The sequence below is a fragment of the Streptomyces sp. NPDC091272 genome (assembly GCF_044757485.1).
In the GTDB taxonomy this organism is placed as follows: Bacteria; Actinomycetota; Actinomycetes; order Streptomycetales; family Streptomycetaceae; genus Streptomyces.
Genome location: NZ_JBIVVC010000007.1, coordinates 131,129 through 145,899, shown reverse-complemented (window position 1 = coordinate 145,899; position 14,771 = coordinate 131,129). Strand labels below are relative to the sequence as shown.

The window sequence follows — 14,771 nt, the reverse complement described above, 5'->3', positions numbered from 1 at the left end:
TGGGGAAGCAGCGGGGGATGCACGCGGATACGAGTAGAAGAGGGCTGATGTCCGAGATGAACGCAGTGGACCCGAAGAGCGGCGCGCAGGGCACCGGCGGGCGCACCAGGCTGAACCAGCTGCCCGAGTGGGCCGCCCTGGGCAAGCACCGGGAGCAGCTGGGCGACACCCACCTGCGCGACCTGTTCGACGCCGATCCGGCGCGCGGCACCGGCTACACCCTCCAGGCCGGCGACCTGTACCTCGACTACTCCAAGCACCTGGTCACCGACGAGACACTGGGGCTGCTGCGCGAACTGGCCAAGGCCACCGGGGTGGCCGAGCTGCGCGACGCCATGTTCCGCGGCGAGAAGATCAACACCACCGAGGATCGGGCCGTCCTGCACACCGCGCTGCGCGCGCCCCGCACAGCGGTGATCGAGGTCGACGGCGAGAACGTGGTCCCGGCCGTGCACGACGTCCTGGACAAGATGGCCGCCTTCTCCGACAAGGTCAGGTCGGGGGAGTGGACCGGGCACACCGGCAAGCGCATCAGGACCGTCGTCAACATCGGCATCGGCGGCTCCGACCTCGGTCCTGCCATGGCCTACGAGGTGCTGCGCTCCTTCAGCGACCGCGAGCTGACCTTCCGCTTCGTCTCCAACGTGGACGGCGCCGACCTGCACGAGGCGGTCCGCGACCTGGACCCCGCGGAGACCCTCTTCATCGTCGCCTCCAAGACGTTCACGACGATCGAGACCATCACCAACGCCACCTCCGCCCGCAACTGGCTGCTGACGAACCTGGGCGCCGACGCCTCCGCCGTCGCCAAGCACTTCGTGGCCCTGTCGACCAACGCCGAGAAGGTCGCCGACTTCGGCATCGACACGGCCAACATGTTCGAGTTCTGGGACTGGGTCGGCGGCCGCTACTCCTACGACTCGGCCATCGGCCTCTCGCTGATGATCGCCATCGGCCCGGAGAGGTTCCGCGAGATGCTCGACGGCTTCCACCGGGTCGACGAGCACTTCCGCACCGCCCCGGCCGAGGAGAACGTGCCGCTGCTGCTCGGTCTGCTCGGCGTCTGGTACGGCTCGTTCTTCGACGCCCAGGCGCACGCGGTCCTGCCGTACAGCCACTACCTCTCGAAGTTCACCGCCTACCTCCAGCAGCTCGACATGGAGTCCAACGGCAAGTCCGTGGACCGGGCGGGCAACCCGGTCGACTGGCAGACCGGACCCGTCGTCTGGGGCACCCCGGGCACCAACGGGCAGCACGCCTACTACCAGCTGCTGCACCAGGGCACCAAGATGATCCCGGCCGACTTCATCGGCTTCGCCCGCCCGGTCGCCGACCTCACCCCGGGTCTGGAGGCCCAGCACGACCTGCTGATGGCCAACTTCTTCGCCCAGACGCAGGCGCTGGCCTTCGGCAAGACGCCCGACGAGGTGCGCGCCGAGGGCGTGGCCGAGGAGCTGGTGCCGCACAAGACCTTCCGCGGAAACCACCCGACGACCACGATCCTCAGCGACGAGCTGTCGCCCTCGGTCCTGGGGCAGCTGATCGCGCTGTACGAGCACAAGGTGTTCGTCCAGGGCGCGATCTGGAACATCGACTCCTTCGACCAGTGGGGCGTCGAGCTCGGCAAGGTTCTCGCCAAGAAGATCGAGCCGGTGCTGACCGGGGGCGAGGACGGCGGGCAGCTCGACAGTTCGACCACCGCACTGGTGGACAAGTACCGTACGCTGCGGGGTCGTTGATCCCCGGGTGACGACCGAACAGGGGTGAAGGTGACGGGGACCGGCACGGGGGCGGTACGGCTCAGGCCGCCGAACAACATGCTCGACCGGCGGTCCGTCCGCTGGTGGCAGGTGCAGTGGCTGGTGCTGGTCGTGCCGCCGGTACTCGTCCTCGCGGTCCTGGGCGCCCTGATCGGGCCGGCCAGGTTCTGGCTGGTGCTGGCCGCGGTCGTCGTCGCGGTACCGGGGCTGCTCGTCTCGGTCCTGCTGCCGCTGTGGTGGTACCGGGTGCACCGGTGGGAGGTCACCGAGAACGCGGTCTACGTCCGTACCGGCTTCTTCTGGCAGGAGTGGCGGATCGCGCCGATGTCCCGCATCCAGACGGTGGACACCGTACGCGGCCCGCTCCAGCAGCTGTTCGGGCTGGCCACCGTCGTCGTCACCACCGCGTCGGCCAAGGGCGCGGTGAGCATCGAGGGCCTGGACCACGAGGTGGCGGCCGAGCTCGCCGAGCGGCTGACCCGGATCACCGGGGCGACGCCGGGGGACGCGACGTGAGCGAGCCGGACACCGTGCGCGGCGACGGTGACTGGCGGCAGCTTGACCGGCGCACGGTCGTCGTCGCCGCGCTGGTCATGGGCGGCATCGCGGTCAGCGGCGGGGTGCCGGCCTTCGTCGCCCTCGCCGTGCCGTTCGGGGCCTGGGCGGCGCTCGGCTGGGTGCTGGCCGGCGCCGTCGTCGTCATCGGCGGCAGCGCGGGCGCCGAGTACGTCAGGTGGCGGCGCACCCGGTACCGGATCGGCCCCGAGCGCGCCGAGCTGCACACCGGCCTGCTGCTGGTGAAGCGGCGCTCACTGGCCCGTGAGCGGATCCGCAGCGTCGACCTCACCGCCCACCCGCTGTTGCGGGTCTTCGGCCTGGTGAAGGTGCGGATCGGCACCGGTGAGCACAACGGCGGCGGCTCCGATTCCACCCTCGAACTGCAGCCGGTCACCCGGCAGGAGGCCGACCGGCTGCGCCGCGAACTCCTCGGCCGCGCCGCCACGACCGCCGGACGCACCCACACCGACGGCCGCCTCGCCACCCTCGACCCACGCTGGATCCGGTACGCACCGGTGTCCTTCACGGCCCCGCTGCTCGGCTTCGCGGCCGGCGGCGCCGTGATGCAGGGCAGCGAGTGGGTCGGCATGCAGATGGGGGTCATCAACTGGGTCGGTGACCTGTTCAGCGGGGTCGCGGTGGCCTGGATGGTGGTGACGCTCGCGGCGGCGCTGCTGGTCGCGGGAGTGGTCGGCGCGCTCGGGCTGTTCGTCGAGATGTGGTGGGGCTACCGGCTCGACCGGGAGCCGGGCGGCACGCTGCGGGTCCAGCGCGGGCTGTTCACCTCGCGGTCGATCTCCATCGAGGAGCGGCGGCTGCGGGGGGTGGAGGTCGTGGAGCCGCTGGGCGTGCGGCTGGTCGGCGCGGCCCGCGTCGACGCGGTGGCCACCGGCCTCGCGGAGGGCGAGTCCGACAAGCACACCGACCACAAGACCCTGATCCCGGCCGTCCCCAGGGCGCTCGCGGACTCGGTGGCGGCGCTGGTGCTGCGCGAGCCGGTGTCGCCGACGTCGGCGGCCCGGCTGGTGCCGCACCCGATCGCCGCACGGGGCCGACGGCTGCGCTGGTCGGTGGGGACGGTGCTCGGGGTGGTCCTGTTGCTGGTGGTGCTGGGGCTGTTGCTGACGGATGTACTGCTGTACGTGGCCGTGGCGTTCGCCGTGGTGATGCTGCCGGTGGCGGTGCTGCTGGCGGTCGACGCGTACCGCGCGCTGGGGCACGGGCTGACCGGGGAGTACCTGGTGATGAGGTCTGGCACGGTGAAGCGGGCCACGGTGGCGCTGCGGCGGGACGGGGTGATCGGCTTCACCGTGAAGCAGTCGGTCTTCCAGCGCAGGGCGGGACTGATCACGGTGGTGGCGACCACCGCGGCCGGGTCGGGGGCGTACTCGGTCTACGACGCGGGGACGGCGGAGGGGCTGCTCTTCGCGGAGGACGCGGTGGAGGGGTTGCTGGGGGAGTTCTTGGAGCGGGCTTAGGCGGCGCTTGTGCGGGTGACGTGCGGGTGCGGCGGTAAGCCCTGGGGCGGGTGCGGGTGACGTGCGGGTGCGGGTGCGTGTGACGTGCGGGTGCGTCGTGGCTGGTCGCGCAGTTCCCCGCGCCCCTAAATGCCTGCCCCCTAGCCCCTGAGCCCTCTTGGGCAGCGGGGCCGCCCCCCGGGGGCAGTGGGGTCTCCCCTGCTCGAACGGAGTTGAGAGCTTGGGGAAGGGTGGGCAAGGGGGCGGCCCCGCGCGGAGCGCTCCACCCCGCGCGGAGCGCCCGGCGCCCCCTGCACGCCGCTGCGGCCCGGTCGCGTGCCTCCGAAGAGGGACGCGACCGGGCCGCAGCACAGCACCAGGGTCAGGCCGACGCCGGCGGGTAGAGCGCCCGCGGCAGCTCCGAGGCCGCCGCCGCGTCCAGCAGCCACAGCGTGCGGCTGCGTCCGTACGCGCCCGAGGCCGGGGCCTGGACCTCACCCGGGCCGGAGAGGGCGAGCGCCGCCGCCTTCGCCTTGTCCTCGCCCGCCGCCAGCAGCCACACCTCGCGCGCCGCACGGATCGCCGGCAGCGTGAGCGAGACCCGCGTGGGCGGCGGCTTGGGGGCGCCGTGGACGCCCACCACCGACCGCTGTGTCTCGCGTACCGCCGGGTGACCCGGGAACAGCGACGCGACGTGCGTGTCCGGACCGACGCCGAGCATGAGGACGTCGAAGGTGGGGACCGGACCGTGGTCCTCGGGACCCGCCGCCGCTGCCAGCTCGGCCGCGTAGGCGGCGGCTGCCGAGTCCGCGTCCTCGTACCCCGCGTCCGAAGCCGGCATCGCGTGCACCCGGGCCGGGTCCAGCGGGACCGAGTCCAGCAGGGCCTCCTTTGCCTGGGTGTAGTTGCGCTCCGGGTCGTCGGCGGGGACGTAACGCTCGTCGCCCCACCACAGGTCGAGCCGCGACCAGTCGATCGCGTCCCTGGCCGACGAGGAGGCGAGCGCGGCCAGCAGGCCGTTGCCGTTACGGCCGCCGGTGAGGACCACCGAGGCCGTCCCGCGCGCGGCCTGCGCGTCCACGACCTTGGTGATGAGCCGGGCAGCCGCGGCCTGGGCCATCAGCTCCTTGTCCCGGTGCACCACCAACTGCGGTGCACCGCTCATCACTTGGACGCCGCCTTCTTCGCGGGGGCGGCCTTCTTCGTCGCGGGCGCAGCCTTCTTGTCCGCCGAAGCCGCAGCCGCGCTCCCGTCCGTACCGTCCGGACCGTCCGCCGGTTCCGCGGCGGACTTTGCCGCAGCCGACTTCGCCGCAGCCGACTTGCCCTCGCCGGTGGTGGAAGCCTCCGCCTCCGCCTTGTCCACGACAGCACCCAGCCGGTCCACGCCGAACTTCAGCGCGGACGCGTACGTGTCGTCGGGGTCGAGGCGGCGCAGCTCCTCCGCGATCAGCTCGGCCGTCTCGCGACGCTTCAGCGCGACCGCGCGGTCCGGCTGGCCGTTCATGCACAGCGTGGCCAGTGAGCCGTCGGCACGGTCCAGGACGATCGGGCCGTCCTTGGTCTCCATCCGTACGGCCGTCAGACCGGGCCCGGACGAGAGCGTGCGTCGTACGGGCACGTCCAGCCGGTCCGCCAGCCACATGGCGAGCAGCTCGCAGCTCGGGTTGAACTCCTCGCCCTCCACCTCCACCGAGGTGACCTGGGTGGGGAGCTGGTCGAGTGCGGCGGCGAGCATGGAACGCCAGGGGGTGATGCGGGCCCAGGAGAGGTCCGTGTCGCCCGGCGTGTAGTTCTCGCTGCGTGCGGTCAGCTCGTGTATCGGCTGCTCGGCGGCGTACGTGTCGGTCACCCGGCGCTGGCCGAGGGCGCCCAGCGGGTCCCGCGCCGGGTCCACCGGACCGTTCACCGGCCACCAGACCACCGTCGGGGCGTCCGGCAGCAGCAGCGGCAGGACGACCGACTGGGCGTGGTTGATGACCTCGCCGTAGAGCCGCAGGACGACGGTCTCACCGCTGCCCGCGGCAGCGCCCAGCCGTACCTCCGCGTCCAGGCGCGCCTTGGAGCGGTCGCGCGGCGAGCGCGAGAACCGCTTGATGACCACCAGGGTGCGCGACGGGTGCTCCAGGGAGGCGTCGTTGGCGGCCTTCAGCGCGTCGTACGCGTTCTCCTCGTCCGTCACGATGACGAGGGTCAGCACCATCCCCACGGCCGGCGCGCCGATGGCCCGCCGGCCCTGCACGAGCGCCTTGTTGACTTTGCTGGATGTGGTGTCCGTCAGGTCGATCTTCATGGCCGGCGCCAGCTCCGTCCGTCTCGTGCGAGCATTTCGTCCGCCTCGTCGGGGCCCCAGGTGCCGGACGCGTACTGCGCGGGCTTGCCGTGCGTGTCCCAGAACTCCTCGATCGGGTCGAGGATCCGCCATGACTGCTCGACCTCCTCCAACCTCGGGAAGAGGTTCGCGTCGCCCAGCAGGACGTCCAGGATGAGGCGTTCGTACGCCTCCGGGCTCGACTCGGTGAAGGACTCGCCGTACGCGAAGTCCATCGAGACGTCCCTGATCTCCATCGAGGTGCCGGGCACCTTGGAGCCGAACCGCACCGTCACGCCCTCGTCCGGCTGGACGCGGATGACGATCGCGTTCTGGCCGAGCTCCTCGGTGGCGGTGTGGTCGAAGGGGGAGTGCGGTGCGCGCTGGAAGACGACCGCGATCTCCGTGACCCGGCGGCCCAGGCGCTTGCCGGTACGCAGGTAGAAGGGGACGCCCGCCCAGCGGCGGTTGTCGATCTCCAGCTTGACCGCGGCGTAGGTGTCGGTCTTCGACTTGGGGTCGATACCGTCCTCCTGGAGGTAGCCGACGGCCTTCTCGCCGCCCTGCCACCCCGCCGCGTACTGCCCGCGCACGGTGTCCCGGCCCAGATCCTTGGGGATCTTGACCGCACCCAGCGCCTTGGACTTCTCCGCGACCAGCGCGTCCGCGTCGAAGGAGGCGGGCTCCTCCATCGCGGTGAGCGCGAGCAGCTGGAGGAGGTGGTTCTGGATGACGTCGCGGGCGGCGCCGATGCCGTCGTAGTACCCGGCCCGGCCGCCGATGCCGATGTCCTCGGCCATGGTGATCTGCACGTGGTCCACGTACGACCGGTTCCAGATCGGCTCGAACATCTGGTTGGCGAAACGCAGCGCCAGGATGTTCTGGACCGTCTCCTTCCCCAGGTAGTGGTCGATACGGAAGACCTCGTTCGGCGGGAAGACCTCGTGCACGATCCGGTTGAGCTCCTGCGCGGAGTCCAGATCGTGGCCGAACGGCTTCTCGATGACGGCGCGCCGCCAGGACTTCTCCTTCTGGTCGGCCAGCCCGTGCTTCTTGAGCTGCTGGACGACCTGGGGGAAGAACTTCGGCGGGACCGAGAGGTAGAAGGCGAAGTTGCCGCCGGTGCCCTGCGCCTGGTCGAGCTCCTGGATCGTCGACTTCAGCGTCTCGAACGCCTGGTCGTCGTCGAAGTCGCCCTGGACGAAGCGCATGCCCTGGATCAGCTGCTGCCAGACCTCCTCGCGGAACTCCGTGCGCGCGTGCTCCTTGACGGCGTCGTGCACGACCTGCGCGAAGTCCTCGTTCTCCCAGTCGCGGCGGGCGAAGCCGATGAGCGAGAAGCCCGGCGGCAGCAGGCCGCGATTGGCCAGGTCGTACACGGCAGGCATCAACTTTTTACGGGACAAATCGCCCGTGACGCCGAAAATGACCAGGCCCGACGGCCCCGCGATACGCGGGAGCCGTCGATCCTGTGCGTCACGCAGCGGATTGCTGCTGGACAAGTGGTCAGCCCTCCGAAGGAGCGAGGCGCTTGAGCTCGGCCTCGGTCGACTTGAGCAGGTCGTTCCAGGCGTCCTCGAACTTGTCGACGCCCTCGGACTCCAGGAGCGCCACGACCTCGTCGTAGGAGACGCCCAGCTTCTCCAGGGCGTCCAGGTCGGCGCGGGCCTGCTCGTACTTGCCGGCGATGGTGTTGCCGGTGACCGAGCCGTGGTCGGCGGCGGCCTCAAGGGTGGCCTCCGGCATGGTGTTCACCGTGCCGGGCGCCACCAGGTCGTCGACGTACATGGTGTCCTTGTACGCCGGGTCCTTGACACCGGTCGAGGCCCACAGCGGGCGCTGCTTGTTGGCCTGCGCCTTGTCCAGGGCGTTCCAGCGGTCGGAGGCGAAGACCTCCTCGTACGCCTGGTAGGCGAGCCGGGCGTTGGCCAGCGCGGCCTTGCCCTTGAGGGCCTTCGCCTCGTCCGTGCCCTGGCCGTCGAGACGCTTGTCGATCTCGGTGTCCACCCGGGACACGAAGAAGGAGGCCACCGAGTGGATCTTCGAGAGGTCCAGGCCCGCGGCCTTGGCCTTCTCCAGGCCCGCCAGGTAGGCGTCCATCACGGCGCGGTAGCGCTCCAGCGAGAAGATCAGCGTGACGTTGACGCTGATGCCCAGGCCGATGACCTCGGTGATCGCCGGGATGCCGGCCTGGGTCGCGGGGATCTTGATCAGCGTGTTCGGCCGGTCCACCAGCCAGGCGAGCTGCTTGGCCTCGGCGACCGTGGCGCGGGTGTTGTGGGCCAGGCGCGGGTCGACCTCGATGGAGACCCGGCCGTCCTGGCCGTCCGTCGCGTCGAAGACCGGGCGCAGGATGTCGGCGGCGTCCCTCACGTCAGCCGTCGTGATCATCCGGATGGCTTCCTCGACGGTCACCTTGCGGGCGGCGAGGTCGGTCAGCTGGACGTCGTAACCGTCGCCCTGCGAGATCGCCTTCTGGAAGATCGAGGGGTTGGTGGTGACGCCCACGACGTGCTGCTGGTCGATCAGCTCGGCGAGGTTGCCGGAGGTGATCCGCTTGCGCGACAGGTCGTCGAGCCAGATCGCCACGCCCTCGTCGGAGAGGCGCTTGAGTGCGTCTGTCATGAGTTCTGCATCTCCTACTTGGTCTGTGTCTCTACGGGCGTCAGCGCTGGGCGGCGGTGATCGATTCCCGGGCGGCGGCGGCGACCGCCTCGCCGGTGAAACCGAACTCCTTGAAGAGGACCTTGCCGTCCGCCGAGGCACCGAAGTGCTCCAGCGACACGATCCGGCCCGCGTCACCGACGAAACGGTGCCAGGTCAGACCGATGCCGGCCTCGACCGCGACTCGTGCCTTGACCGACGGGGGAAGGACGCTGTCCCGGTACCCCTGGTCCTGCTCCTCGAACCACTCGACGGACGGCATCGACACGACACGCGTCGGTACGCCCGCGGCCTGGAGCTCCTCGCGCGCCTCGACGGCGAGCTGGACCTCGGAACCGGTGCCGATGAGGATGACCTGCGGCTCGCCGCCCTCGGCCTCGAACAGCACGTAGCCACCCTTGGCGGCGTCCTCGTTGCGCTCGTAGGTCGGTACGCCCTGGCGGGTCAGCACCAGGCCCGTCGGGGCGCCCTTGCCGAAGACCTTCGTGAAGCGCCGGAGGATCTCGCGCCAGGCGATCGCGGTCTCGTTGGCGTCCGCCGGACGGACGACGTTGAGGCCCGGGATGGCACGCAGCGAGGCCAGGTGCTCGACCGGCTGGTGGGTGGGGCCGTCCTCGCCGAGGCCGACCGAGTCGTGCGTCCACACGTACGTCACCGGCAGGTGCATCAGCGCGGACAGCCGCACCGAGTTGCGCATGTAGTCGGAGAACACCAGGAAGGTGCCGCCGTAGATACGGGTGTTGCCGTGCAGCGCGATGCCGTTCATCTCGGCGGCCATCGAGTGCTCGCGGATGCCGAAGTGGATCGTGCGCCCGTACTTGTCGGCGCCCGGCAGCGGGTTGCCCTCGGGCAGGAACGACGAGGTCTTGTCGATCGTCGTGTTGTTCGAGCCCGCCAGGTCGGCGGAGCCGCCCCACAGCTCGGGGATGACCGCGCCCAGCGCTTCCAGGACCTTGCCGGACGCGGCACGCGTGGCGACGCCCTTGCCGGTCTCGAAGGCGGGGAGCTTCTCCTCCCAGCCCTCGGGCAGCTCGCCGGCGCGGATCCGGTCGAACTCCGCCGCGCGCTGCGCGTTCGCGGTGCGCCAGGCGGCGAAGCCCTTCTCCCACTCGGCCTTGGCCTCACGGCCACGGTCGAGCGCCTTGCGGGTGTGGCCGATGACCTCGTCGGAGACCTCGAAGGTCTTCTCCGGGTCGAAGCCCAGCACGCGCTTGGTCGCCGCCACCTCGTCGTCGCCGAGCGCCGAGCCGTGCGCGGCCTCGGTGTTCTGCGCGTTCGGGGCGGGCCAGGCGATGATCGAGCGCATCGCGATGAACGACGGCTTGTCGGTGACGGCCTTCGCCGCCTGGATGGCGTTGTACAGGGCCTCGGGGTCGAGGTCGCCGTCCGGCTTGGGGTCCACACGCTGGACGTGCCAGCCGTAGGCCTCGTAGCGCTTCATGGTGTCCTCGGAGACCGCGGTCTCCGTGTCACCCTCGATCGAGATGTGGTTGTCGTCCCACAGCAGCACCAGGTTGCCGAGCTTCTGGTGGCCGGCCATCGAGGACGCCTCGCCGGAGATGCCCTCCTGCAGGCAGCCGTCGCCGGCGATCGCGTAGATGAAGTGGTCGAACGGGGACTCGCCCTGCGCCGCCTCGGGGTCGAACAGGCCGCGCTCGTAGCGGGCGGCCATCGCCATGCCCACCGCGTTGGCGACGCCCTGGCCCAGCGGACCCGTGGTGGTCTCCACGCCGGTGGTGTGGCCGTACTCCGGGTGACCGGGGGTCTTGGAGCCCCAGGTGCGGAACGCCTTGAGGTCGTCCAGCTCCAGACCGAAGCCGGCCAGGTACAGCTGGGTGTAGAGCGTGAGGGACGAGTGGCCCGCGGAGAGGACGAAGCGGTCGCGCCCCGTCCACTCGGCGTCCGCCGGGTCGTGCCGCATCACCTTCTGGAAGAGGGTGTACGCGGCCGGCGCCAGGCTCATCGCCGTACCCGGATGGCCGTTGCCGACCTTCTGTACGGCGTCCGCGGCCAGGACGCGGGCGGTGTCTACGGCCCGCTGGTCCAATTCGGTCCACTCAAGGTCTGTGGTGGTCGGCTTGGTGCTCACCCTGGGTCAGGGCTCCTCTCCACAATGATTGGTCCCGGTGACTGTTCGCCGCACCGGGCGCTGTCGAGCCTACCCCTGTGGGAACGCGCAAAATTTCGAGTTCACGCCATGGAAAACAGACGCGTCCACGACCAGGGTGCGCGTGCCGAACGGGGTTCGCCTCTCGACGAACGCATTTCCGTATACATCCGGACACTACTCCTCGGGTACCCAGCCCCGGCGCTTGTTCACGGTCGGCCCAACACGACCGCACCCCGGCGAAGGGCGACGTATGGGCAACGTCTAGAGTGGCGTGGTACGCGCAAGTCTTAACCGGGCCTTCACACCCGGAGCTTGCTTCAAGAATTCTCTGTCAGGGGTGTGCGTGACGGCCGTCGAGTCCCGACCCGCAGGGGTCGCCTTGACTCCCAGCCCGGGGGGCCATCGGCCGTTCGGAGTACGGGTCAAGGCGTTTGTGGCACTGACCAAGCCGAGGATCATCGAGCTTCTGCTGATCACCACCGTTCCGGTGATGTTCCTCGCGGAGCAGGGTGTCCCCGACCTGTGGCTGGTGCTGGCCACCTGCTTCGGCGGTTATCTCTCCGCCGGTGGCGCCAATGCGCTCAACATGTACATCGACCGCGACATCGACGCGCTGATGGACCGCACGTCGCAGCGTCCGCTGGTCACCGGGACGGTCAGCCCGCGGGCCTGCCTGATCTTCGGCATCTCGCTCGCGGTGATCTCCACGCTCTGGTTCGGGCTGCTGGTCAACTGGCTGTCCGCCGCGCTGTCGCTGGGCGCGCTCCTCTTCTACGTGGTCGTCTACACGATGATCCTGAAGCGCCGCACCGCGCAGAACATCGTCTGGGGCGGCATCGCCGGCTGCCTGCCGGTCCTCATCGGCTGGTCCTCGGTGACCAACTCGCTGTCCTGGGCCGCGCTGATCCTCTTCCTGGTCATCTTCTTCTGGACGCCGCCGCACTACTGGCCGCTCTCGATGAAGGTCAAGGACGACTACGCCCGCGCGGGCGTGCCGATGCTGCCGGTGGTGGCGGGCAACAAGGCGGTCGCCAAGCAGATCGTGCTCTACAGCTGGGTCATGGTCGCCGTGTCCCTGCTGCTCCAGCCGCTCGGGTACACGGGCTGGTTCTACACCGCGGTCGCGGCCGTCACCGGCGGCTGGTGGCTGTGGGAGGCGCACGGCCTCCAGGCCCGCGCCAAGGCCGAGGTCACGGGCGCGAAGCTGAAGGAGATGCGGCTGTTCCACTGGTCGATCACCTATGTCTCGCTGCTCTTCGTCGCGGTCGCCGTGGACCCCTTCCTGCGCTGGTAGTCGTACGTACCCCCGCGACGGGCGGGTCACGTGGTCAAGGCCACGTGGCCCGCCCGTCGCCAGTTTCGCTACCCGTCGGTAGCATCCTGCTCATGGCAGACACGAAGCAGGCAGACGAGCAGGCAGAGCAGGCGCCCCCCGGCGGGCCGGCCGGGCGCAGGACGGCCAAGCTCGCCAAGCAGATCGTCACCTTCGCCGGACGGCACGGCGGCGCCGAGGGGCAGCTCGCGTACATCGGGCAGCGGGGCACCCGCATCGTCCTGGTCGGCGAGGACGGCGCCTGGGGCGACCTGGTGGCCCCCACCTACGACGTGGCCAAGGCGGCCACCGAGAAGGCCGGGATCACCGTCCACGAGGACTTCGACGGAGACTTCGCGGCCAAGGTCGAGACCGGCCCCTACGAGTGGAAGCGGATGGCCGGAATCCAGATCGGCGGCCCCTCGAACAAGCCCTCCGCGGCTCCCGCTTCCTAGGCCCCGCCAGGAGTACCCCGGGGCGGGCCTCACCCGTTAGGCCCTGCGGAAGAGTCCAGCCACCCCGGGAGCCCCCTTGATCACGACCCCGTCGTCCCTGGTGGACCAGTACTGCCACGGGGTGCTCCGCACCGAGCTGGGCCTCGGCACCTTCGAGGCCCACCTCGGCTGCACCCCCGAGCCGCCCGCCGCGGGCACCACCTTCTTCGACACCCAGGCCGGGTTCGCGGTACGCCGCTGGTGCCCGCCCCTGCTCGGCCTGGAGCCCCACTGCACACCGGCCCGGTATCTGGCCAGGCGCCGTGAGCTCGGGGTGGGGGAGGCGGGGCGGCGGCTGCTGAGAGGCACCGGGATCTCGACCTACCTCGTGGACACGGGGCTGCCCGGGGACCGCACGGGGCCGCAGGAGCTGGCGTCGGCGGGCGACGCACGGGCGCGCGAGATCGTACGCCTGGAGCCGCTCGCGGAGCAGATCGCGGACACCTCGGGCACGGCGGAGGGGTTCCTCGCCAACCTCGCCGAGGCGATGCACGCGGCGAGCAGCACGGCGGTGGCCTTCACCTCGGTGGCGGGGGTACGGCACGGGCTCGCGCCCGCGGCCCATCCGCCGGGCCCCGGCGAGGTGCGCGGCGCGGCGGCGCGGTGGCTGGCGGGCCGCCGGGCGGGCGGCCGGCTGACCGATCCCGTACTGCTGCGGCACCTGCTGTGGAACGCGGTCAGCTGCGGGCTGCCGTTGCAGCTGCACGTGGCGGGGGACCCGGAGCGGCTGACGGAGTTCGCGGCGGCGAGCGCCGGGCTCGGCACGGACCTGGTGCTGCTGCACGGCTATCCGTACCACCGGCACGCGGCCCGGCTGGCGGGGGCCTTCCCGCACGTGTACGCCGATCTGGGGCCCGCGCCCGCGCACACGGGCGCGCGGGCGGCCGCGGTGCTCGCGGAGATCCTGGAACTGGCGCCGTTCGGCAAGGTGCTGTTCTCCAGCGGGGCGCGCGGGCTGCCGGAGCTCCACGTGGTGGGGGCACAGGTGTTCCGCGAGGCCCTCGGCCGGGTGCTCGGCGGCTGGGTGGCCGACGGGGCGTGGTCGAGGGCGGACGCGGAACGGGTCGCGGGCATGATCGCGTCGGGCAACGCCCGCCGCGTCTACCGGCTGTCAGACAGTGGTGACGGCTGAGGCGTCCGAACGGGCGCCGGGCTCCGGCACGAGCGGGTCCGCGGACGGCACCGCGGGGCGCTCGCGCAGGCTCAGGACGAGCCGGAGCACCGAGATCAGCGTCAGCGAGGACAGCAGCATGTGCACGCCGACCAGGAGCTCCGGGACGTGCGTGAAGAACTGGACGTAGCCGACCGCGCCCTGGAGCACCAGCACGACGAGCAGGTCGCGCGAGCGCGAGCGGATGTCGTTCGGCGCGTCCACCATGCGCAGCACGAACCACATCGCGATGGCCAGCGCGCAGACCGCCCAGGCGGCCACCGCGTGGACGTGGGCCGCGTCGGTCCAGTCCCACGGCATCCGCGGGACCTCGCTCTTGTCACCCGCGTGCTTGCCGGAACCGGTCACCGAGGTGCCCAGCACGATCAGCACCACGGTGACCGCGAGGATCGCCCAGGCCAGCTTGCGGACCGGCCCCGGCACGCGCGGCCTCGGTGCGCCGTCACCCTCGCGGGTGCGCTGCCAGGTGATGACGGCGACCGTGAGGAGGCAGTTGGCGGCCAGGAAGTGGCCTGCCACCGTCCAGGGGTTGAGGCCCATCCATACGGTGATGCCGCCGAGCACGGCGTTGCTCATCACCAGCCAGAACATGATCCATGCGGTACGGGTGAGACCGCGCCGCCAGGGCTTCGTCGAGCGGGCCGCGATGATCGCCCAGCCGACCGCGGCCGACAGGACGTAGGTCAGCATGCGGTTGCCGAACTCGATGTAGCCGTGCAGGCCCTGTTCGGGCGTCGCGATCAGGCTGCTGTCCGTGCACTTGGGCCAGGTGTCGCAGCCGAGACCGGAACCGGTCAGCCGGACCGCGCCGCCGGTCACGATGATGAAGACGCTCATCACGACGGCCGACATCGCGGCGCGCTGGAGCGTACGGGGCGTGGGCGTCCATCGCTTGGCGATGAGGGCGAGGGGGGTCAACACGCGAACCATCGTAG

Annotated in this window: 12 protein-coding genes; 6 read left to right on the top strand and 6 right to left on the bottom strand. The window is 70.9% G+C overall.

Annotated features, from left to right (window positions below; genetic code table 11):
* The first annotated feature begins 47 nt into the window (after positions 1 to 47).
* From pgi to ACIQM4_RS20895, 3 genes are all read left to right on the top strand, one after another.
* The gene (pgi, locus tag ACIQM4_RS20905; protein ID WP_401593539.1) at positions 48 to 1,739 is read left to right on the top strand and encodes a glucose-6-phosphate isomerase; all 1,692 of its coding nucleotides are present in this window, start codon (positions 48 to 50) and stop codon (positions 1,737 to 1,739) included.
* A 78-nt stretch (positions 1,740 to 1,817) separates the two neighbouring features.
* Positions 1,818 to 2,276, top strand: coding sequence for a PH domain-containing protein (locus tag ACIQM4_RS20900; protein WP_401594145.1), 459 nt, complete (start codon positions 1,818 to 1,820; stop codon positions 2,274 to 2,276).
* Entirely contained in the window at positions 2,273 to 3,796 is a 1,524-nt protein-coding gene (locus tag ACIQM4_RS20895; protein WP_401593537.1) for a PH domain-containing protein, read from the top strand. Before ACIQM4_RS20900 ends, ACIQM4_RS20895 begins: the two co-directional genes overlap by 4 nt.
* 361 nt (positions 3,797 to 4,157) lie before the next feature.
* On the opposite strand, the gene pgl is transcribed toward ACIQM4_RS20895, so the two are convergent.
* Genes pgl through tkt form a run of 5 tightly spaced genes read right to left on the bottom strand, consistent with a single transcriptional unit; the run spans position 4,158 to position 10,838 of the window.
* Positions 4,158 to 4,940, bottom strand: coding sequence for a 6-phosphogluconolactonase (gene pgl / locus ACIQM4_RS20890; RefSeq protein ID WP_401593535.1), 783 nt, complete (start codon positions 4,938 to 4,940; stop codon positions 4,158 to 4,160).
* The gene (opcA, locus tag ACIQM4_RS20885; RefSeq protein WP_401593533.1) at positions 4,940 to 6,067 is read right to left on the bottom strand and encodes a glucose-6-phosphate dehydrogenase assembly protein OpcA; all 1,128 of its coding nucleotides are present in this window, start codon (positions 6,065 to 6,067) and stop codon (positions 4,940 to 4,942) included. The genes pgl and opcA overlap by 1 nt, the downstream gene beginning before the upstream one ends.
* Positions 6,064 to 7,587: a glucose-6-phosphate dehydrogenase gene (zwf, locus tag ACIQM4_RS20880; RefSeq protein ID WP_401593530.1), complete on the bottom strand. Its 1,524-nt coding sequence runs from the start codon at positions 7,585 to 7,587 to the stop codon at positions 6,064 to 6,066. The genes opcA and zwf overlap by 4 nt, the downstream gene beginning before the upstream one ends.
* Positions 7,588 to 7,591: 4 nt before the next feature.
* Positions 7,592 to 8,710 (bottom strand): transaldolase, encoded by a 1,119-nt coding sequence (tal, locus tag ACIQM4_RS20875; RefSeq protein WP_401593527.1) that lies wholly within the window; start codon positions 8,708 to 8,710, stop codon positions 7,592 to 7,594.
* Positions 8,711 to 8,750: 40 nt separating this feature from the next.
* On the bottom strand, positions 8,751 to 10,838 hold the full coding sequence (tkt, locus tag ACIQM4_RS20870; protein ID WP_401593525.1) for a transketolase: 2,088 nt from the start codon (positions 10,836 to 10,838) through the stop codon (positions 8,751 to 8,753).
* A gap of 358 nt (positions 10,839 to 11,196) precedes the next feature.
* On the opposite strand from tkt, the gene ACIQM4_RS20865 reads away from it, so the two are divergent.
* The 3 genes from ACIQM4_RS20865 to ACIQM4_RS20855 all read left to right on the top strand — a co-directional run bounded on the left by ACIQM4_RS20865 (position 11,197) and on the right by ACIQM4_RS20855 (position 13,797).
* Positions 11,197 to 12,153: a heme o synthase gene (locus ACIQM4_RS20865; RefSeq protein WP_401593523.1), complete on the top strand. Its 957-nt coding sequence runs from the start codon at positions 11,197 to 11,199 to the stop codon at positions 12,151 to 12,153.
* Positions 12,154 to 12,245: 92 nt separating this feature from the next.
* Positions 12,246 to 12,626 (top strand): hypothetical protein, encoded by a 381-nt coding sequence (locus tag ACIQM4_RS20860; protein WP_401593520.1) that lies wholly within the window; start codon positions 12,246 to 12,248, stop codon positions 12,624 to 12,626.
* 76 nt (positions 12,627 to 12,702) lie between these two features.
* Positions 12,703 to 13,797, top strand: a complete 1,095-nt coding sequence (locus tag ACIQM4_RS20855) for an amidohydrolase (RefSeq protein ID WP_401593517.1) — start codon at positions 12,703 to 12,705, stop codon at positions 13,795 to 13,797.
* Here the strand turns inward: ACIQM4_RS20855 and ACIQM4_RS20850 are convergent.
* Positions 13,777 to 14,766 (bottom strand): heme A synthase, encoded by a 990-nt coding sequence (locus tag ACIQM4_RS20850; protein WP_401593515.1) that lies wholly within the window; start codon positions 14,764 to 14,766, stop codon positions 13,777 to 13,779. The two genes, ACIQM4_RS20855 and ACIQM4_RS20850, sit on opposite strands and share 21 nt — an antisense overlap.
* Positions 14,767 to 14,771: the final 5 nt, after the last annotated feature.